Annotated in this window: 1 protein-coding gene and 1 pseudogene (1 of these 2 only partly in view); both read right to left on the reverse strand. The window is 72.0% G+C overall.

What is annotated here, in order from left to right; all coding sequences use genetic code 11:
- Positions 1–20,106, reverse strand: partial view of a type I polyketide synthase gene (locus ACIA8X_RS35715; RefSeq protein ID WP_399460040.1) — the 5' portion only. 18,156 nt of this gene lie to the left of the window's left edge; only the first 20,106 of its 38,262 coding nucleotides appear in the window; its start codon is at positions 20,104–20,106; the stop codon falls past the left edge of the window.
- Between the two features lie 456 nt (positions 20,107–20,562).
- Positions 20,563–20,847, reverse strand: a pseudogene (locus ACIA8X_RS35720) (transposase); the annotation flags it as partial.
- Between the last annotated feature and the right edge of the window lie 93 nt (positions 20,848–20,940).

Below are 20,940 nucleotides of genomic sequence, written 5' to 3' on the forward strand. Positions count from 1 at the left end.
CAGCAGCAACCGCTGCTGCGGGTCCATCACCAGCGCCTCGCGCGGCGAGATCCCGAAGAAGGACGGGTCGAACTCGCCCGCCCCGTCCAGGAATCCGCCCTGCGTGGAGTACGTCGTCCCGCTGCGGTCGGCGTCCGGGTCGTACAGCCCCGAGACGTCCCACCCACGATCGGCCGGGAAGTCCCCGATCCCATCCGTACCGGAGGCGATCAGCTCCCAGAAGGCCTCCGGAGAGTCGACGCCACCGGGGAAGCGGCAGCTCATGCCGATGATCGCGATCGGTTCGTCGGACACGTCGGCGGCGGTGGCGACGACATCGGCCGAGTCGCCCTCGGCGAGCACCTCACCCAGCAGATGCCGGGCCAGCGCCAGCGGCGTCGGATGGTCGAAGACCATGGTGGCCGGCAACGCCATACCGACGGCCACGGTGAGCCGCTTGCGCAGCTCGACGGCCATGAGGGAGTCGAACCCGTGCTCCTGGAAGGCCCGTTCCGGCTTGACGGCGTCCGGGCCCGGATGCCCGAGAACGGCCGCCGCATGCGTACGGACCACGTCGAGAACGAACGGCAACCGGTCGTCCTCACGGGCCGCCAACAGCCGCGTACGCAACTCGGCGGCGGCACCGGCACGTTCCTGCCGCGACTGCTGCACGGCGGCCGCGATCTGCCGGGCCCCGGGGAGCGTCGTGAGGGACGCGGTGTGCCGCAGCGCGAACATGCCGTCCAGCAGCTGGGCGTCGGCGAGGTCGGCGATGACGGTGCCGGGTTGGCTCTCGGCTATGAGCTCGGCCATGGCCGCGAGGGCGAGCGCCGGTTGCAGGGCGGTTCCGGAGGCGTGCCGTCCGAGGCGCCCCTCGGCGGCCATGCCGGCCCCGCTCCAGGCGCCCCAGGCGAGGGAGGTGGCGGGCAGCCCGGCGGCGACTCGCCGGCGGGCCAGCGCGTCCAACGCGGCGTTCGCGGCGGCGTAGTTGGCCTGACCGGGGTTGCCTACGGCCCCGGCGAGGGACGAGAACAGCACGAAGGCGTCCAGGTCCCGGTCCCGGGTCAGCTCGTCGAGGACCTCGGCGGCGGTCACCTTGGCCCGGAACACCGGGTCGAACCGTTCCGGCGCCAGGCTGAGCAGCACCCCGTCGTCCAGGACACCGGCCGTGTGTACGACGGCGGTGAGCGGCGCCTCGTCCGGGATCGCGGCCAGCACCTCGGCGACCTTCGCCCGGTCGGCGATGTCGCAGGCGGCGACGGTGACACCGACGCCGAGCGCCGTCAGCTCCTCCTCCAGCGCGGCGGCATCGGGCGCCTGCGGGCCACGCCTGCTCACCAGCACCAGCCGCTCGGCCCCGTTCCGGGCGAGCCACCGCGCGACATGGGCGCCGAGCGCGCCGGTGCCACCGGTCACGAGGACGGTGCCGGAGGGCTGCCAGGCCACGGGGTGGTCGTCGGTGGGCTGCTCATCGACCGGCGCGGCGACGAGCCGTCGCCCGTACGTCCCCGACTCCCGTACGGCGACCTGGTCCTCGCCGTCGGTGCGCGCGAGCACGCTCAGGAACCGGCCCAGCAGCTGCTCGCTCGGCTCTTCCGGCAGATCGACGAGCCCGCCCCACCGCTCGGGATGCTCCAGCGCGACGACCCGCCCGAGGCCCCACACCGCGGCGGCAGCCGGCTCCGGCAGTCCACCTGCGGCGTCGTTCGCGGCCGGCACGCTCACCGCACCGCACGTCACCGCCCACACAGGGGCGTCGACCCCGGCCTCCTCCAGGGCCTGCACGAGGGTGGCGGTACCGGTCACCGACACCGGGACTCCGGAGTCCCGTACATCGGTGGCGGCGGCGAGCAGCGACACCACTCCGGCGAAGACGGCGCCGTCGTCGAGCCCGGCCACGGTCTCCCGCACCCGCCGCGCGAGGTCGTCCCGGTCGCAGCCCGCCGCGACCTCGATGAGCACGGTCTGTGCCCCGAGCGCCGCCACGACGGACCGCACCCAGGCGCCCTCGCCGCATCCCTCCGGTACGACGGCCAGCCAAGGCCCACCGTCACGCACTCCGACCGCGACCGCGTCCCCGAGCGCCTGCCACGTCTCCCGGAACCGCAGCGCGTCCACGGCCGAACGCATCCGCCGACGGCCACGCCAGGCGGACAGCGCGGGCACCACGCCGTTCAACGCCTCGGCGTCCACACGGAGTTGCGCCGCGAGACCGTTCACGTCCGCGTCATCCACGGCCGCCCAGAACTCCGCCTCGGCGGGATGGGTGAGGCGCCCGAGAGTGGCCGCTGCTCCGGACTCGGGCCAGTAGTGCAGGCGTTGGAAGGGGTAGGTGGGGGCGTCGGTGAGACGGGCGCCGGTGCCGGAGAAGAGGGACGGCCAGTCGACGGTGACGCCGTGGGTGAAGAGGCGGGCCAGGGCTGTGAGCGCGGTGATCTCTTCGGGGCGGTTCTTGCGCAGGACCGAGGTGACGACGGCGGTGTCCTCGGGCGCGGTTTGCTCGATCAGGGCAGTGAGGGTGCCGTCCGGGCCGATCTCCAGGAAACGGGTGACGCCGTGGTCGACGAGGGTGCGGATGCCGTCGGCGAAGCGGACCGTTTCGCGGACGTGGCGGACCCAGTAGTCCACCGTGTCCGGCGCGACGAAGGCGCCGGTGAGGTTGGAGACGAGCGGGATTCGCGGGGGGTTGAAGGTGATGCCGGACAGGGCCTGTGCGAAGTCGGCCAGCATCGGGTCCATCAGCGGGGAGTGGAACGCGTGCGAGACACGCAGGCGGCTTGTGCGGCGGCCGGGCAGGGCGGCGGCGACCGCGAGAACGGCCTCCTCGGTCCCCGAGAGCACCACGGAGGACGGCCCGTTGACCGCCGCGACGCTCACCTCGTCGGTGAGATGCGGCGTGATCTGATCCTCGGTGGCCTCGACCGCGAGCATCAGCCCGCCCTCGGGCAATGCCTGCATCAACCGCGCCCGCGCCGACACCAACGCCGCTGCGTCCGTCAGGGACAGCACACCGGCGACATGCGCGGCGGCGATTTCACCAACGGAATGACCGGTCAGGTACTTCGGGGTGACACCGAGGGACGTCACCAGCCGATACAGAGCCACCTCGATCGCGAAGAGCGCGGGCTGAGTGAACTCCGTACGGTTGAGAGCCTCCTCGTCCTGGCCCCAGATCACCTCACGCAAGGCGGGATCCAGTTCGGCCAGAGCCTCGTCCAGCGCCTGAGCGAACACCGGGAAACGGGCATACAACTCCCGCCCCATGCCGAGGCGTTGAGCTCCCTGACCCGAGAACACGAACGCCGACGGCCCCTCAGCCGCCACTCCCCTGGCGACTTCGGTGACGCCCTCCGCGGACCCCAGCAGCACCGCCCGATGCGGGAAGCACGCACGACCGGTGGCCAGCGTGTATGCGACATCCGCCGACGGTTCGCCCGCCTGCAGTTGCTCGATCTGCGCATCCAGCGCCTGCTCGGACCGAGCCGACACCACCAACGGCACCACGGACGGAGCCGGCACGTGGGTCGCGGGCTCGCTCCCGGCGTCCCGCCACTCCTCCAGGATGACGTGGGCGTTGGTGCCACTGAGGCCGAAGGAGGACACGCCGACGCGACGCGGCTGCCCGGTCCGCGGCCACTCCACCTGCTCCCGGACGAGCTCCACCGCGCCCGCCGACCAGTCCACGTGCGAGGAAGGAGCATCCACATGCAGGGTCGGTGCGACAGTGCCGTGCCTCATCGCCAGGATCGACTTGATCAGACCGGCGGCACCGGCGGCGGCCTGGGTGTGACCGAGATTGGACTTCACCGAACCCAGCAGCAGCGACCGTTCACGATCCCGCCCGTACGTGGCCAGCAGAGCCTGCGCCTCGATCGGATCACCGAGAGTCGTACCGGTGCCGTGCGCCTCCACCACATCGACGTCCCGGGCAGTCAGCCCGGAAGCCGCCAGCGCCTGCCGGATCACCCGCTGCTGCGACGGACCGTTAGGAGCCGTCAGCCCGTTCGACGCACCGTCCTGATTCACCGCACTACCGCGCACCACAGCGAGAATCCGGTGACCCTTACGCACCGCGTCCGACTGCCGCTCCAGCAGCAGTACGCCCACGCCCTCAGCCCAGCCCACCCCATCCGCGGAGTCGGCAAACGCCTTGCACCGCCCATCCGGCGCCAGCCCACCCTGCCGCGAGAACTCCACAAACGTCGTCGGCGTCGACATCACCGTCACACCACCGGCCAACGCCAACGAACACTCACCCGACCGCAACGCCTGCGCCGCCAGATGCACCGCCACCAACGACGACGAACACGCCGTATCAATCGAGACGGATGGCCCTTCCAGGCCGAGGCTGTACGCGACGCGGCCGGAGACGACGCTCGGGGAGCTGGCGTTGCCCCGGAAGCCCTCGAATTCGGGGCCGACCAGCAGGTTGGCGTAGTCGTTGTACATGACACCTGCGAAGACGCCGGTCTGGCTGCCCCGCAGCGACGTCGGATCGATACCCGCCCGCTCGATCGCCTCCCACGCGGACTCCAGCAGCAACCGCTGCTGCGCATCCGTCGCCAACGCCTCCCGCGGACTCATCCCGAAGAACTCGGGATCGAACCCGCCGACATCGGTGAGGAAACCGCCTTCACGGGCGGACGAGGTGCCCGTGTGCTCAGGGTCGGGGTGGTAGAGCCGCTCCAGGTCCCAGCCACGGTCCTCCGGGAAGCCGGACACCGCGTCACCGCCCTGGGACACCAGCCGCCACAGATCCTCCGGCGACGACACATCGCCCGGGAACCTGCAGGCCATGCCCACGACCACCACCGGGTCGTCGGCCACCGCCACGGCCGACGCCACCGGGGCCGCCGCACGCGACCCGAGCGCCTCGTCCAGCAGGAACCCGGCGAGAGCGCTCACGGTCGGATAGTCGAACACCAGCGTCGCGGGCAGCCGCAGCCCTGTCACCGACTGCAATCCGTTGCGCAGTTCGACGGCGAGCAGTGAGTCGAAGCCCAGGTCGCGGAAGGATCGGGAGTCGTCCATGCCGGCCGGGCTCTCGTGCCCCAGGACCAGCGCCACCTGCCCCCGCACCAGGTCCAGCAGCACCTCACGCCGCTCCACCTCGTCCAGACCGGTGAGCCGTTGGAGCAGGCCGCCCGCCGAGACCACCCGACGACGCGACCGCACCAACCCGCGCAGCATGGCGGGTACGTCACCGCGGTCGCGGATCGTGCGCAGGTCGATCGGGATGGGAAGGACGACGGCCTCGTCGTGGGCCATGGCGGCGTCGAAGAGCGTGAGACCTTGCTCGCGGGTCACGGCGGGAAAGCCGGTACGGGCGAGGCGTTCGCGTTCGGCGGGGGCGAGGTCGCCCGTCATGCCGGTGCCGTCGAGGTCCCACGGCCCCCACACGAGGGACGTGGCGGGAAGGCCGAGGGTGCGGCGGTGCTCGGCGAGGGCGTCCAGGAAGGCGTTGGCGGCGGCGTAGTTGGCCTGTCCGGTGCCACCGAAGGTACCGGCGGCCGATGAGACGAGGACGAAGGCCCGGACGTCGGGAAGGAGTTCGTGCAGGTACCAGGCCGCGTCGGCTTTGGGGGCGAGTACGGCGTGCAGTCGCTCGGGGGTCAGGCCGCCGACGAGTCCGTCGTCGAGTGCGCCCGCGGCATGAACGACGGCCGAGATCCGCCGCCCGGCCAGGGCATCGGCCAGCGCGTCACGGTCGGCGACATCACAGGCCACTGCCTCGACCCGGCCCGCCCCCAACTCCTCCAGCTCAGCAATGAGTTCGACCGCTCCCGGCGCGTCCGGGCCGCGCCGCGACAGCAGCACCAGCTCGCGTACGCCGTGAGTTCGCACAAGATGCCGGGCAAGGACCGCGCCAAGCCCTCCGGTACCGCCGGTCACCAGGACCGGACCGGCCTCCGTCCAAGGGCCGGCCACGTCGGTGGGCCCGGTGGCCCGAACGACCCGTGGGGCCTCCGATCGGCCTTCGGATACGGCTGTTTCGGGCTCGTCGAGGGCCAGCGCCCGGCGTAGCAGGTCCGTGTCGAGCGCGTCCCCGGCGGGCCAGGACAACAGGCCGACGCGCCCGGGGTGTTCGTTCTGCACCGTGCGCAGCAGTCCTCGTACGGCGCCGAGGGCCGGTCCGGACATGCCTGTGGTGGTCACTACGAGGCGGGCGTAGGGGTGCCGCTCTTGTTCGAGCCACTCCTGAACGAGCCTCAGTACGCGACCCGTTGCGTCGTGCATGGCCGTGACGACTTCGTCGTCGGTGGTGATGTCGGCCGCGACGAGGGCGAGGACGGCGCCGTGGAAGGAATCGGGGACGGAGGCGAGATCGGCGTACGCGGTGACGTCCGACGCCTCGGCGAGCCGAGTGGCTTCCTCGCCGCCCACGACGGCGAGAGGACCGCCGTAGGGCTCCGTCACGGAAACCTGTGTCCACGCGATCCGATAGATGTCGCTGCTCGTCCGGCCCGCCGAGAGACGGTCGTCGGCCGGACGAACGACCAGACGGCTCACCGACGCGACCGGGTTGCCGTCCTCGTCAGCCACGGTCACGGCGATGCCGCCGGTGCCGGTGCCGACGAGTTTGGCCCGCACCGTGGAGGCGCCGGTCGCGTGCAGGGACGCGCCTTCCCAGGCGAACGGGAGCAGGCCGCCCGCCTCCGCGGCCTCCCCTCCCGTGAAGGCCGCGGCGTGCAGCACGGCGTCCAGGAGAGCCGGGTGCAGCCCGAATCCGCCGGTCGGAACGTGCTCGGGCAACTCGGCCTCGACGAACACCTCATCGTCACGGCGCCATACGGCGCGCAGTCCTCGGAACACCGGCCCGTACGCGAACCCGTCCTCGGCCCGCGCCTCGTAGAACCCGTCGAGATCCAGCGGCCGCGCTTCTGCGGGCGGCCACGCCGTCACGTCGAGTGTCTGCGGGACGGCCTCCTGCGGGGCCAGCGTGCCGGAGGCGTGCTGGGTCCAGGCCAGGTCCTCGTCGGCCGTGTCGCGGCGGGAGTGGACGCCGACGGAACGACGGCCGTCCTCGTCCGGGGCACCCACGGCGATCTGAATCCGAACGGCCTCACGCGGGCCCAGGATCAAGGGCATACCGAGGGACAGTTCGTCGACGCGACCGCATCCGACCTCGTCACCCGCGCGCAGCACCAGGTCCAGGAAGGCGGTTGCCGGCAGCACATCGTTGCCGTGCACTTCGTGGTCGGCGAGCCAGGTCTGCGTACCTGCCGAGAGGCGTCCGGCGAGAACCACCCCGTCGGACTCCACCAACGGCACGACCGCGCCGAGCAGGGGGTGCCCGACGGGTTCCAGACCCAGTGCCACGGCGTCCTGGAGGGAGGCGGTGACGGCGGGCCAGTAGTGCCCGCGTTGGAAGGGGTAGGTGGGGGCGTCGGTGAGGCGGGCGCCGGTACCGGTGAAGAGGGACGGCCAGTCGACGGTCACGCCGTGGGTGAACAGGCGGGCCAGGGCGGTGAGGGCGGCGGTCTCTTCGGGGCGGTTCTTACGCAGGAGCGGGGCGACGACGGCGTCTTCGGGTGCCGTCTGCTCGATCAGGGCGGTGAGGGTGCCGTCCGGGCCGAGTTCCAGGAAGCGGGTGACGCCGTGCTCGGTGAGGGTGTGGATGCCGTCGGCGAAACGGACGCTCTCGCGGACGTGACGGACCCAGTAGGCGGGGTCGCACAGGTCGTCGGAGGTGGCGAGGGTGCCGGTCAGGTTGGAGACGAGCGGGATGCGCGGCGGGTGGAAGGAGATGCCGGACAAGGCATGCGCGAAGTCCGCCAGCATCGGCTCCATCAGCGGCGAATGGAAGGCGTGCGAGACGCGCAGCCGCGTCGTACGGCGATCCGGCAGAGCAGCGGCGACCGCGAGAACGGCCTCCTCGGTCCCCGAGAGCACGATGGAGGAGGGCCCGTTGACCGCCGCGATGGACACCTCACCGGTGAGATGCAGCGTGATCTCATCCTCGGTGCCCTCGACCGCGAGCATCAGACCGCCCTCAGGCAACGCCTGCATCAGCCTGGCCCGGGCCGACACCAGAGCGCACGCGTCCGACAGCGACAGCACACCCGCGACATGCGCGGCAGCGATCTCACCCACGGAGTGACCCGCGAGGTACTTGGGGGTGACGCCGAGGGAGGTCACCAGCCGGTACAGCGCGACCTCGAAAGCGAAGAGCGCGGGCTGCGTGAACTCCGTACGGTTCAGGACCTCCTCGTCCTCACCCCAGATCACCTCACGCAAGGCAGGGTCGAGCTCGGCCAGGAGCTCGTCCAGCGCCCGCGCGAACACCGGGAACCGCTCGTACAGTTCGCGCCCCATCCCCAGACGCTGGGCACCCTGACCGGAGAACACGAACGCCGTCGGGTCCTCGACCGCCACACCCCTGGCCGCCTCGGAGATGCCCTCCGCAGACGCCAACAGCACCGCACGGTACGCGAACCGCGCCCGGCCCGCGGCCAGCGTGTAAGCAACGTCCACCGACGGCTCGCCCACCCGCAGCCGCTCGATCTGCGCGTCGAGTGCCTGCTCCGACCGCGCCGACACCACCAACGGCATGACGGGAGGGCACTGAGCCGTGCCGGACGTCGGTGCACCCTCAGGCAGTTCGAGAATCACATGCGCGTTGGTGCCACTGAGTCCGAAGGAGGAGACGGCGGCCCGGCGCGGGCGGTCGCTGTCCGGCCACGCCACCGGCTCCCGTACCAGCTCCACCGCACCGGCCGACCAGTCCACGTGTGAGGACGGAGCGTCGACATGCAGGGTGCGCGGCACGACTCCATGGCTCATCGCCTGCACGCTCTTGATCACGCCGGCGACACCGGCGGCGGCCTGGGTGTGACCGAGGTTGGACTTCACCGAGCCCAGCAGCAGCGGCCGTTCACGATCCCGCCCGTACGTGGCCAGCAATGCCTGCGCCTCGATCGGATCACCGAGAGTCGTACCGGTGCCGTGCGCCTCCACCACATCGACGTCCCCGGCACCGAGCCCGGAAGCCGCCAGCGCCTGCCGGATCACCCGCTGCTGCGACGGACCATTCGGCGCCGTCAGCCCGTTCGACGCGCCGTCCTGGTTGACAGCCGACCCCTTGACGACCGCCAGAATCCGGTGACCCTTACGCACCGCGTCCGACTGCCGCTCCAGCAGCAGCACCCCCACACCCTCGGCCCAGCCGACACCGTCGGCCGCATCCGAGAACGCCTTGCACCGCCCATCCGGCGCCAACCCACCCTGCCGCGAGAACTCCACAAACGTCGTCGGCGTCGACATCACCGTCACACCACCGGCCAACGCCAACGAACACTCACCCGACCGCAACGCCTGCGCCGCCAGATGCACCGCCACCAGCGACGACGAACAGGCGGTATCGATCGTCACCGTCGGCCCCTCAAGGCCCAGCGCATAAGCGACACGACCGGACGCGATGCTCGGGGAACTGCCGCTCCCCCGGAAGCCCTCGAACTCATCGCCGGAGAGCAGGACGCCATAGTCGTTGTACATGACGCCCGCGAAGACGCCGGTCTGGCTGCCCCGCAGCGACGTCGGGTCGATGCCCGCCCGCTCGATCGCCTCCCACGCGGACTCCAGCAGCAACCGCTGCTGCGCATCCGTCGCCAACGCCTCCCGCGGACTCATCCCGAAGAACTCGGGATCGAATCCGGCGACATCGGCGAGGAAGCCACCGGCCCGGGTCGACGACGTACCCGTGTGCTCCGGGTCCGGGTGGTAGAGCCGCTCCAGATCCCAGCCACGGTCGGCCGGGAACTCCCCCACCGCGTCCACGCCCTCGGACACCAGCCGCCACAGATCCTCCGGCGACGACACACCACCCGGGAACCGGCAGGCCATACCCACGATCACCACCGGGTCGTCGACCACCGCCCCCACCGACGCCACCGGGACTGCCCCACGCGCCCCCAACACCTCACCCAGCAAGAACTCCGCCAGGACCGCAACCGTCGGATAGTCGAACACCAACGTCGCCGGCAACCGCAACCCCGTCACCGACTGCAACCCATTACGCAGCTCAACCGCCAGCAACGAATCAAAGCCCAGATCCCGGAACGACCGCGAGTCATCAACCCCCGACGCACCCTCGTGCCCCAGCACCAACGCCACCTGCCCCCGCACCAGGTCCAGCAGCACCTCACGCCGCTCCACCTCGTCCAGACCGGTCAGCCGCCGAAGCAGACCACCTGCCGCGACCACCCGACGACGCGACCGCACCAACTCACGGAAGGCGGACGGAACTTCACCAAGGTCACGCACGGCACGCAGATCGAGCGGAACGGGCAGGACCACCGGCTCACCCGTCCGCAGCGCCGCGTCGAACAAGGCCAGTCCCTGGTCAATCGTGATCGCGGGGACGCCGGTGCGGGCCATCCGCTGCGGGTCGGCCGTCATGCCTCCGGCCTGCTGCTCCCAGGGGCCCCACACAAGGGACACCGCGGGCAGACCCATGTCCCGGCGCAGGGTCACCAGGGCGTCGAGGAAGGCGTTGGCCGACGCGTAGGCCGCTTGGCCGACGCTGCCGAGTACACCGGCGACGGAGGAGAAGACGACGAACGGCGTGTCATCGGCGAGCAGTTCGTGCAGGTGCCAGGCGGCGTCGACCTTCGGACGCAGGACGGCCTCGACGCGCGCGGGAGTCAGAGTGCCGAGGAGACCGTCGTCCAGGACACCCGCGGCATGGACCACGCCCCGGACCGACCGTCCCTCCAGCACACCCGCCAGCGCCTCACGATCAGCCGCATCACACGCGACGGCGTCGACCTGCGCACCCAACTCGCCCAACTCCGCGACGAGTTCACCCGCACCCGGCGCATCCAACCCCCGGCGCGACAGCAGCACCAACTCCCGCACCCCATGCACCCGCACCAGATGCCGGGCCACCACCGCACCCAGACCACCCGTACCACCGGTCACCACGACGGCACCCGGACCGGCCCACTCCACCCCCACATCACCCGACGGACCCGCACGGACGAGGCGAGGGGCGGCGAGGACGTCACCATGCACGGCGACATCGACTTCGTCAGCTGCCAACACACGTAGCGCGGCGCCGAGTTGCTCAGGCCTGGCGTCCGTGACATCCAGCGTCGCGAACCGCCCCGGATACTCGGCCGCAGCCGACCGCACCAACCCGCGCACAGCGGCAGATACGACCGTCGAGCACTGCGTCAGCACGACCAGCCGCGCGCCACGCAACCGCTCCTCGGCGACCCACGCCTGCACCAGGGCCAACGTCCGCGCCACGGCGGCGTGTGTCCGACCGGCCACGTCCGCCATCGTGTCACCGTCAGGCCCGACGGCGGCCACGACCAGCCCCGGAACCGGCCGGTCGGCGTCGAGGGCCAGTTCGTCCAGGTCGGCATAGCTCCGGACATCGGCCACCGCGTCCCGCACCACATGGGCAAGTGCCTCGCCGACGCCGAGCATCGCCACGGCGGGAAGCTCGGCCGACGTCTCCGGCACCTCGGTCCAGTCGACCCGGAACAGTGCCCCGTCTGCCGACGCACTCGCACCACCGAGCTGTTCGCTCGTCACCGGCCGGACGACCAGCGCGGCCACACCTGCCACCGGGCGCCCCTCGGTGTCGGCGAGATCGACGGCGACCGCGTCCCGGTCGTCCCGCCGGACCAGCCGGGCCCGCACCTCGGTCGCGCCGGACGCCAGCAGCGAGACGCCCTCCCAGGCAAAGGGCAGCGCGGGGTCGCCCGTACCGCCGGCCGCGGCGACGGCGTGCAGTGCGGCGTCGAGCAGCGCCGGGTGCAGGCCGAACCCGCCGGCGTCGCTACCGGTCGGCAGCGCCACCTCGGCGAACACCTCGGCACCGCGCCGCCAGACACCGCGCAGGCCCTGGAAGAGCGGGCCGTAGGTGAGACCCGCGTCGGCCAGGTCCTCGTACAGGTCACCCGTCTCGACGCGTTCCGCGCCGGCCGGCGGCCACTGCGCGGCGTCGGACCACGCCGTCCCGACCGGCTCGTCGGAGAGGACACCGGCGGCGTGCTGCGTCCATGGGGCGTCTCCGGCCGCGTCGTCGGGACGCGCGTGCACCGTCACCGCGCGGCGCCCGGCGTCATCGGTCTCCGCGACCCGCACCTGGATCTGCACGGCACCGGTGTCGGGGACCACCAGCGGCGCGGACACGGTGAGGTCCTCAAGGGCGGCGAAGCCGACCTCGTCGCCGGCCCGCACCGCCAGTTCGACGAAGGCCGTGCCCGGGACGACCACACGCCCGAACACGACATGATCGGCCAGCCACGGGTGCGTGGCCATCGACAGCCGCCCCGACAGCACCATGTCGGCGGAGTCGGCAAGTGACACCGCGGCCCGGAGCAGCGGATGATCGGCGGCCACGAGACCCGCGGCCCGCACGTCCCCGGAACCGGTTACGTACCCGCCGACCGGCCAGTAGTTCTCGTGTTGGAAGGGATAGGTCGGCACTTCGACGAGCCGGGCGCCCGTGCCGGTGAAGAGCGCCGGCCAGTCCACTGACACGCCGTGCGCGAAGAGCTGCGCGAGGGCCGTGAGCGCCGCGCTCTCCTCGGGCCGGTCCTTGCGCAGCATGGGGACGACGAGCGTCTCGTCCGCGACGGACTGCCGCACCAGCGCGGAGAGTACGCCGTCCGGGCCGAGTTCCAGGAAGCGGGTGACGCCGTGCTCGGTGAGGGTGCGCATACCGTCGGTGAAACGGACGGTCTCGCGGACGTGACGGACCCAGTAGGCGGGGTCGCACAGGTCGTCGGGGGTGGCGAGGGTGCCGGTGAGGTTGGAGACGAGCGGGATGCGCGGCGGGTGGAAGGAGGTGCCGGACAGGGCATGCGCGAAGTCGGCCAGCATCGGGTCCATCAGCGGCGAGTGGAAGGCGTGCGACACGCGCAGCCGCGTCGTACGGCGATCCGGCAGAGCAGCGGCGACCGCGAGAACGGCCTCCTCGGTCCCCGAGAGCACGATGGAGGAGGGCCCGTTGACCGCCGCGATGGACACCTCGCCGGTGAGGTGTGGGATGACTTCGGCTTCCGTGGCCTCGACCGCGAGCATCAGCCCGCCCTCGGGCAACGCCTGCATCAGCCTGGCCCGGGCCGACACCAGAGCGCACGCGTCCGACAGCGACAGCACACCCGCGACATGCGCGGCAGCGATCTCACCCACGGAGTGACCCGCGAGGTACTTGGAGGTGACGCCGAGGGAGGTCACCAGCCGGTACAGCGCGACCTCGAAAGCGAAGAGCGCGGGCTGCGTGAACTCCGTACGGTTCAGGACCTCCTCGTCCTCGCCCCAGATCACCTCACGCAAGGCAGGGTCGAGCTCGGCCAGGACCTCGTCCAGCGCCCGCGCGAACACCGGGAACCGCTCGTACAGTTCGCGCCCCATCCCCAGACGCTGGGCACCCTGACCGGAGAACACGAACGCCGTCGGGTCCTCGACCGCCACACCCCTGGCCGCCTCGGAGATGCCCTCCGCAGACGCCAACAGCACCGCACGGTACGCGAACCGCGCCCGGCCCGCGGCCAGCGTGTAAGCAACGTCCACCGACGGCTCGCCCACCCGCAGCCGCTCGATCTGCGCGTCGAGTGCCTGCTCCGACCGCGCCGACACCACCAACGGCATGACGGGAGGGCACTGAGCCGTGCCGGACATCGGTGCACCCTCAGGCAGTTCGAGAATCACATGCGCGTTGGTGCCACTGAGGCCGAACGAGGACACACCAACGCGACGCGGGCGGTCGGAGTCCGGCCAGGCCACCGGCTCGCGCACCAGCTCCACCGCCCCCGCCGACCAGTCCACGTGCGACGACGGAGCATCCACGTGCAGGGTGCGCGGCACGACACCATGCCGCATCGCCAGGATCGACTTGATCACACCCGCCACACCCGCAGCCGCCTGGGTATGCCCCAGGTTGGACTTCACCGAGCCCAGCAGCAGCGGCCGTTCACGATCCCGCCCGTACGTGGCCAGCAATGCCTGCGCCTCGATCGGATCACCGAGAGTCGTACCGGTTCCGTGCGCCTCTACCGCGTCCACATCAGCGGCCGACAGCCCAGCCGACGCCAACGCCTGCCGGATCACCCGCTGCTGCGACGGACCATTCGGCGCGGTCAGCCCGTTCGACGCGCCGTCCTGGTTGACAGCCGACCCCTTGACGACCGCCAGAATCCGGTGACCCTTACGCACCGCGTCCGACTGCCGCTCCAGCAGCAGCACACCCACACCCTCGGCCCAGCCAACCCCATCCGCGGAGTCGGCAAACGCCTTGCACCGCCCATCCGGCGCCAACCCACCCTGCCGCGAGAACTCCACAAACGTCGTCGGCGTCGACATCACCGTCACACCACCGGCCAACGCCAAGGAGCACTCCCCCGACCGCAACGCCTGCGCCGCCAGATGCACCGCCACCAACGACGACGAACACGCCGTATCGATGGACACCGTCGGCCCTTCGAAGCCGAACGTGTACGCCACACGACCGGACGCGATGCTCATCGCGCTCCCGTTGCCGCGCAGGCCCTCGAACTCGCGGCCGTCGAGGAGGAGCCCGTAGTCGTTGTACATGACGCCCGCGAAGACGCCGGTCTGGCTGCCCCGCAGCGACGTCGGGTCGATGCCCGCCCGCTCGATGGCCTCCCACGCGGACTCCAGCAGCAACCGCTGCTGCGCATCCGTCGCCAACGCCTCCCGCGGACTCATCCCGAAGAAGTCCGCGTCAAAGCCTCCGGCCTCCCGGAGGAAGCCACCGGCGCGGGTGGACGACGTACCGGTGTGCTCGGGGTCCGGGTGGTAGAGCCGCTCCAGATCCCAGCCACGGTCGGCCGGGAACTCCCCCACCGCGTCCACGCCCTCGGACACCAGCCGCCACAGATCCTCCGGCGACGACACACCACCCGGGAACCGGCAGGCCATACCCACGATCACCACCGGGTCGTCGACCACCGCCCCCACCGACGCCACCGGGACCGCCCCACGCGCCCCCAACACCTCACCCAGCAAGAACTCCGCCAGGACCGCAACCGTCGGATAGTCAAACACCAACGTCGCCGGCAACCGCAACCCCGTCACCGACTGCAACCCATTACGCAGCTCAACCGCCAGCAACGAGTCAAAACCCAGATCCCGGAACGACCGCGAGTCATCAACCCCCGACGCACCCTCGTGCCCCAGCACCAACGCCACCTGCCCCCGCACCAGGTCCAGCAGCACCTCACGCCGCTCCACCTCGTCGAGCGAGGCGAGCGTGCGGACCAGGTCGGGTGTGCCGGTGCCGCCATTCGCCGTGCGGCGACCGGGGCGTACGAGTCCACGGAGGAGTGCGGGAATCTCGGTGCGGGCCCGTGCCGCCCGCAGGTCCAGCGGGACGGGAAGGACGACGTCCGCATCGCATGCGAGGGCCGCGTCGAACAGGTTCAGGCCCTCCTCGGCGGACACCGGGCGGATGAGCGCGGGCTCGTCGTTCGCCTCGGTGGGCTGTCCGGCCGCCATGCCGGCGCCGTCGAGCCGCCACGGTCCCCAGGCCAGGGAGACGGCGTGCAGCCCCTGAGCACGGCGGTGGGCGGCGAGTGCGTCGAGGTAGGCGTTGGCGGCGGCGTAGGCGGTCTGGCCCACGGGGCCGAAGGTGCCGGCGGCGGACGAGACGAGGACGAAGGCCTGGGCGTCGGGCAGGAGTTCGTGCAGATGCCAGGCGGCACCGGCCTTCGGAGCGAGTACGGCGCGCAGGCGCTCGGGCGTCAGAGTCCCGACGAGGCCGTCGTCCAGGACACCCGCGGCATGCACCACACCCCGGACCGACCGCCCCGCCAGCGCACCCGCCAACGCCTCACGATCCGCCACATCACACGCCACCACCTCAACGCGGGCCCCCAACTCGCGCAACTCGGCGGCGAGTTCATCGGCACCCGGCGCATCCAGCCCCCGCCGCGACAGCAGCACCAACTCCCGCACCCCATGCACCCGCACCAGATGCCGAGCCACCACCGCACCCAGACCACCCGTACCGCCCGTCACCACCACGGCACCCGGACCGGCCCACTCCACCCCCACATCACCCGACCGACCCGCACGCGCCAGCCGGGGAACGGTGACGCGGCCGTCGGTGAGGGCGGTCTCCCGCTCGCCGCTCGCGAGGGCTTGACGCAGCCGTGTCCCGTCCACGGGCTCTGTGCTGCCCAGGACCAACAGGCCGATACCGCCCGGGTGTTCGGACTCGGCGGCGCGCAGCAGTCCGCGGACGGCAGCGGTCGCGGGGCGGTCGTCGCGGAGGGTGACCACCAGGCGGGTGGCGCGGAGGCGATCGTCGCTCTGCCAGTGGCGGACCAGTTCGAGGGCTCGGGTGGTGAGGGTGTGGAGTTCGGTTACGGGGTCGGTCTCCGCGGGGTCGGCCATGAGGGGGGCCAGGACCACGTCGGGCAGCGGTGCCGCGTCCGCGAGTTCGGTGAGGTCGGCGTGGACGGGCACGCCGAGCGCCTCGCCGATCTCCTGGGTGACCAGGGCGTCGGCGGAGTGAGCGAGGACAGCGAGGGGGCCCTCGTAGGAGGCCGTCTCGGCGGCCGGGAGCCAGTCGACGCGGTACAGGGTGTCGGCGGCGGTCGTGGGGCCGGGGCGAGCGGTGCCGAGGGGGCGGGTGGTGAGGGCGTCCACGGTCAGGACGGGGGCGCCCATGGAGTCCACTACGTCGATCGCGACGGTGTCCTCGCCCTGCGGGGTGATGCGGGCGCGCACCTTGGTGGCGCCGGTGGCGTACAGGCCGACGCCTTCCCAGGCGAACGGCACGCCGAGTCGGCCGTCGCCGCCGTGGGCGACGGCGTGGAGGAGGGCGTCCAGCAGGACGGGGTGGAGGGCGAAGCCCGCGGTGCGGTTGCCTGCGGGGAGTTCGGCCTCGACGTAGAGGTCGCCGTCGTGGCGCCACAGGGAGCGCAGGCCGCGGAAGGCGGGGCCGTAGGTGAAGCCGTGGTCGGCGAGGGCGTCGTAGGCGCCGTCGAGGGGGACGGGTTCGGCGCCGGCGGGAGGCCACTGTGTGGTGTCGAGGGCCGGGGGTGTGGCGGTTTCCGTGCCGGGGCTGAGGCGGCCGGTCGCGTGCGCGGTCCAGGGGTGGTCGTCGGGACCGTCGGGGCGGGCGTAGATGGTGAGGGGGCGGTGGCCGGCGGCGTCGGGGCCGCCGACGAAGGTCTGGATCTGTACGGCGCCGTGCTCGGGCAGTTCGAGCGGGGCCGGGAGGGCGAGTTCGGCCACGCGGTCGCAGCCGAACTCGTCGCCCGCGCGCAGGGCGAGTTCGACGAAGGCGGCGCCGGGGAGGAGGACACGGCCGTCGATGCGGTGGTCGGCCAGCCAGCGGTGGGTGGCGAAGGACAGGCGGCCGGAGAGCAGGGCTCCGTCGGAGTCGGCGAGGGACACCGCGGCCCCGAGCAGGCCGTGTTCGGCGGGGGCGAGGCCGACCGCACGGACGTCCCCGGCACCGCCGACACCCGCGGCCGGCCAGTGCCGGCGGCGCTGGAAGGCGTAGGTGGGGAGGTCGATGTGGTGGGCGGGGGTGTCGGCGAAGTAGCGCGTCCAGTCGACGTGGGCGCCGGTGGTGTGCAGGCCGGCGAGGGCCGTGGTGAGGGCGGTGGTCTCGGGGATGTCCTTGCGCAGGGTGGAGAGCGCGACGCCGTCCTCGGGTACCGCCTCGGGGACCAGTCCGGTGAGGACGGCGTCGGGTCCGAGTTCGAGGAAGGTGCGTACGCCGTGCCCGGCGAGGGTGCCGAGGCAGTCGCCGAAACGGACTGTCTCGCGGACGTGGCGGACCCAGTGGTCCCGGTCGCACAGGTCGTCGGGGGTGGCGAGGCTGCCGGTCAGGTTGGAGACGAGCGGGATGCGCGGCGGGTGGAAGGAGATGCCGGACAGCGCTTCCGCGAAGTCGGCCAGCATCGGCTCCATCAACGCCGAGTGGAAGGCGTGCGAGACCCGCAGGGGTGTGGTGCGGTGCCCGTCGGCGGCGAGCCGTTCGGCGATTTCGGCCACGGCGTGGGTGGGGCCGGAGAGGACCACGGAGGCGGGGCCGTTGACGGCGGCCACGGCGACGTCGGCGGTGAGGTACCGACGTACCTGCTCCTCGGATGCGCGTACGGCGGTCATGGCGCCGCCCTCGGGGAGGTCGGCCATCAGCGAGGCGCGGGCGGTGACCAGGGTGCAGGCGTCCGCGAGGGACAGCACACCGGCGACGTGCGCGGCGGCGACCTCGCCGATGGAGTGCCCGGCCACGAAGTCGGGCCGCGCGCCCCAGGATTCGAGGAGCCGGAAGAGCGCCACCTCCAGGGCGAAGATGGCGGGCTGGGCGATGCCGGTGTGGTTCAGGGCGGACGCGTCGGTGCCCCACATCGCCTCGCGGACGCCGGGCGGCAGCAGGGCGAGCGCCTCGTCTAGTGCGGCGCGGAAGACCGGGTGGCGGTCGTACAACTCGCGTCCCGCACCGAGGCGTTGGGCGCCCTGACCGGAGAAGAGGAAGGCGGTGGGGGTGTCGGTCGCGGTGTGCCGCAGCAGGCCGGGGGCGGGGGTGCCGTCGGCGAGGGCGGTGAGGGCGGCCGTGACGGTGGCGGGGTCGGCGGCGACGAAGGCGGCACGGTGCTCGAAGGCGGTGCGGGTGGTGGCGAGGGCGCGAGCGAGGGCGGCCGGCCGGAGCGGTGCGTCGGCTCGGTCCAGGGCGGTGCGCAGGCGAGCCGCCTGGTCGGCGAGGGCCTGCGGGGTGCGGCCGGACAGGACGAGCGGTACGGGGGCGGGCGCCGGGTCGGCGGCTGGGTCGGGGGTGTCGCCGGCGGGGGCCTGTTCGATGACGGCGTGGGCGTTGGTGCCGCTGATGCCGAAGGAGGAGACGGCGGCGCGGCGGGGCCGCCCGGTCTCGGGCCAGGGAGTGTTCCCGGTGACGACGCGTACCGTGCCGTCCGACCAGTCGACGTGGGTGTTGGGCTCGTCGACGTGCAGCGTGCGGGGCACGATGCCGTGCCGGACGGCCTGCACCATCTTGATGACGCCGGCGACGCCCGCCGCGGCCTGCGTGTGACTGAGATTGGACTTCACCGAGCCGAGCAGGAGCGGGCGTTCGGCGGTGTGGGCGCGGCCGTAGGTGGCGAGGAGGGCCTGGGCCTCGACGGGGTCGCCGAGGGTGGTGGCGGTGCCGTGTGCCTCGACTGCGTCGATCTGGTCGGCGGAGAGGCGAGCGTTGACCAGGGCCTGCTCGATGACGCGTTGCTGGGAGGGGCCGTTGGGCGCGGTGAGGCCGTTGCTGGCGCCGTCCTGGTTGACGGCGGAGCCCCGGACGACGGCGAGGACGCGGTGGCCGTTGCGGCGGGCGTCGGAGAGGCGTTCCAGCAGCAGCACACCGACGCCCTCGGACCAGCCGGTGCCGTCGGCGGAGTCGGCGAAGGATCGGCACAGTCCGTCGGCCGACAGGCCGCCCTGCCGGCCGAACTCCAGGTGGGTGGAGGGGGTCGACATGACGGTGACGCCGCCGACGAGGGCGAGGGTGCACTCGCCGGTGCGCAGGGCGTGTGCGGCGAGGTGGAGGGCGACGAGGGAGGAGGAGCAGGCGGTGTCGACGGTGAGCGCCGGCCCGGTCAGGCCGAGGGTGTAGGCGATACGGCCGGACAGGACGCTGCCGGCGTTGCCGGTCAGGTGCAGGCCCCGGGCGCCGTCCTCCGCTCCGGCGCGGTACTCCTGGGCCATGGCACCCATGAACACGGCGGTCTCGCTGCCGCGCAGGGCCGTGGGGTCGATGTGCGCGGACTCGATGGCCTCCCAGGTGGATTCGAGCACGATCCGTTGCTGGGGGTCCATGGCGACCGCTTCGCGCGCGGAGATACCGAAGAACTCGGCGTCGAAGTCGGTGGCGTCGTACAGGAAGCCGCCCCCCGAGGCGGTCGCCGAGACCGCGTCGAGGTCCCAGCCGCGGTCGTCGGGGAAGGGTCCGATGCCGTGTCCGCCGTCGACGAGCAGGTCCCAGAGCCCGTCGGGGTCGGTCACCCCGCCCGGGTAGCGGCAGGCCATCCCGATGATGGCGATGGGCTCGTGAGCGGCGGCCTCGAGTTCCTGGACGCGTTGCCGGCTGTGCCGCAGGTCGGCGGTGGCCCGCTTCAGGTAGTCCCTGAGCTTGTGTTCGTTGTTCATCTCAAGTCACCTCGACAGCGGTTACCGATGCGGGATGTCGTCGACCGGCCCCGGGCCGGTGTGATCACGGACCGTTGCGCCTGCCCGGCGCGGGCGCGGGCACGAACGTGCACGCAGAGGGCGGCCGCCCCCGGGGGGATGGGCGGCCGCCCCGTCGGAATGACCTGGGCCGGAAGCCGGGTCGAACGCGGCGCGTCGGCTCAGCTCAATTGGCTTGTTCTGCGGGTTCTCTCGGGTGTGGCACGGCGAAAGTCTCGATCCGGCAGGACGGGAAAAACCCTAGTAACGCCGGTACAGCGGGACACGGTTGACGCGAAGGCACGCCGAAGCCGGGCGACCGGGCGTGCTTGACCAGGGTCGCGTCCGGGCTGGCCGACATCAGGGCCGCCGGGTCGGTCGCTCTCCGTCGCGGACAGCGGGGGGCTCAGAGGGCGCTTGATGTAGGCCGTTTATTTCCTAGTAGGTTCCTCGCCAGGTGGGTGCGGTCTCGTCCGTTATGCGCTTGGTGAGGTTGTCGATCGAGGCGATGTGGATCACGGCTTCGGAGCTGGCGGGCAGGGTCTCGTAGTCGCGGGCGAGGCGGCGATGCATCATGATCCATCCGATGCTCCGTTCCACTACCCAGCACCTTTTGACGACATGAAAGCCACGGATTTCAGGGTTTCGGTTGACGACCTCGACGTCGATTCCAATCTGCGCCCCGTGCTCGATGACGGCGTCCTTGAAGCCGGTGTCGGCCCAGGGTCATTGCATGTTCGGGATCTGTCCGGGTTCGTCACGTGAGGCCGAGGGTTCGTAGGGGCCGGAGGTAGTCGCGGCCGGCGTGGCGGAGGG

Source organism: Streptomyces sp. NPDC051738 (assembly GCF_044453205.1).
Taxonomy (GTDB): domain Bacteria; phylum Actinomycetota; class Actinomycetes; order Streptomycetales; family Streptomycetaceae; genus Streptomyces.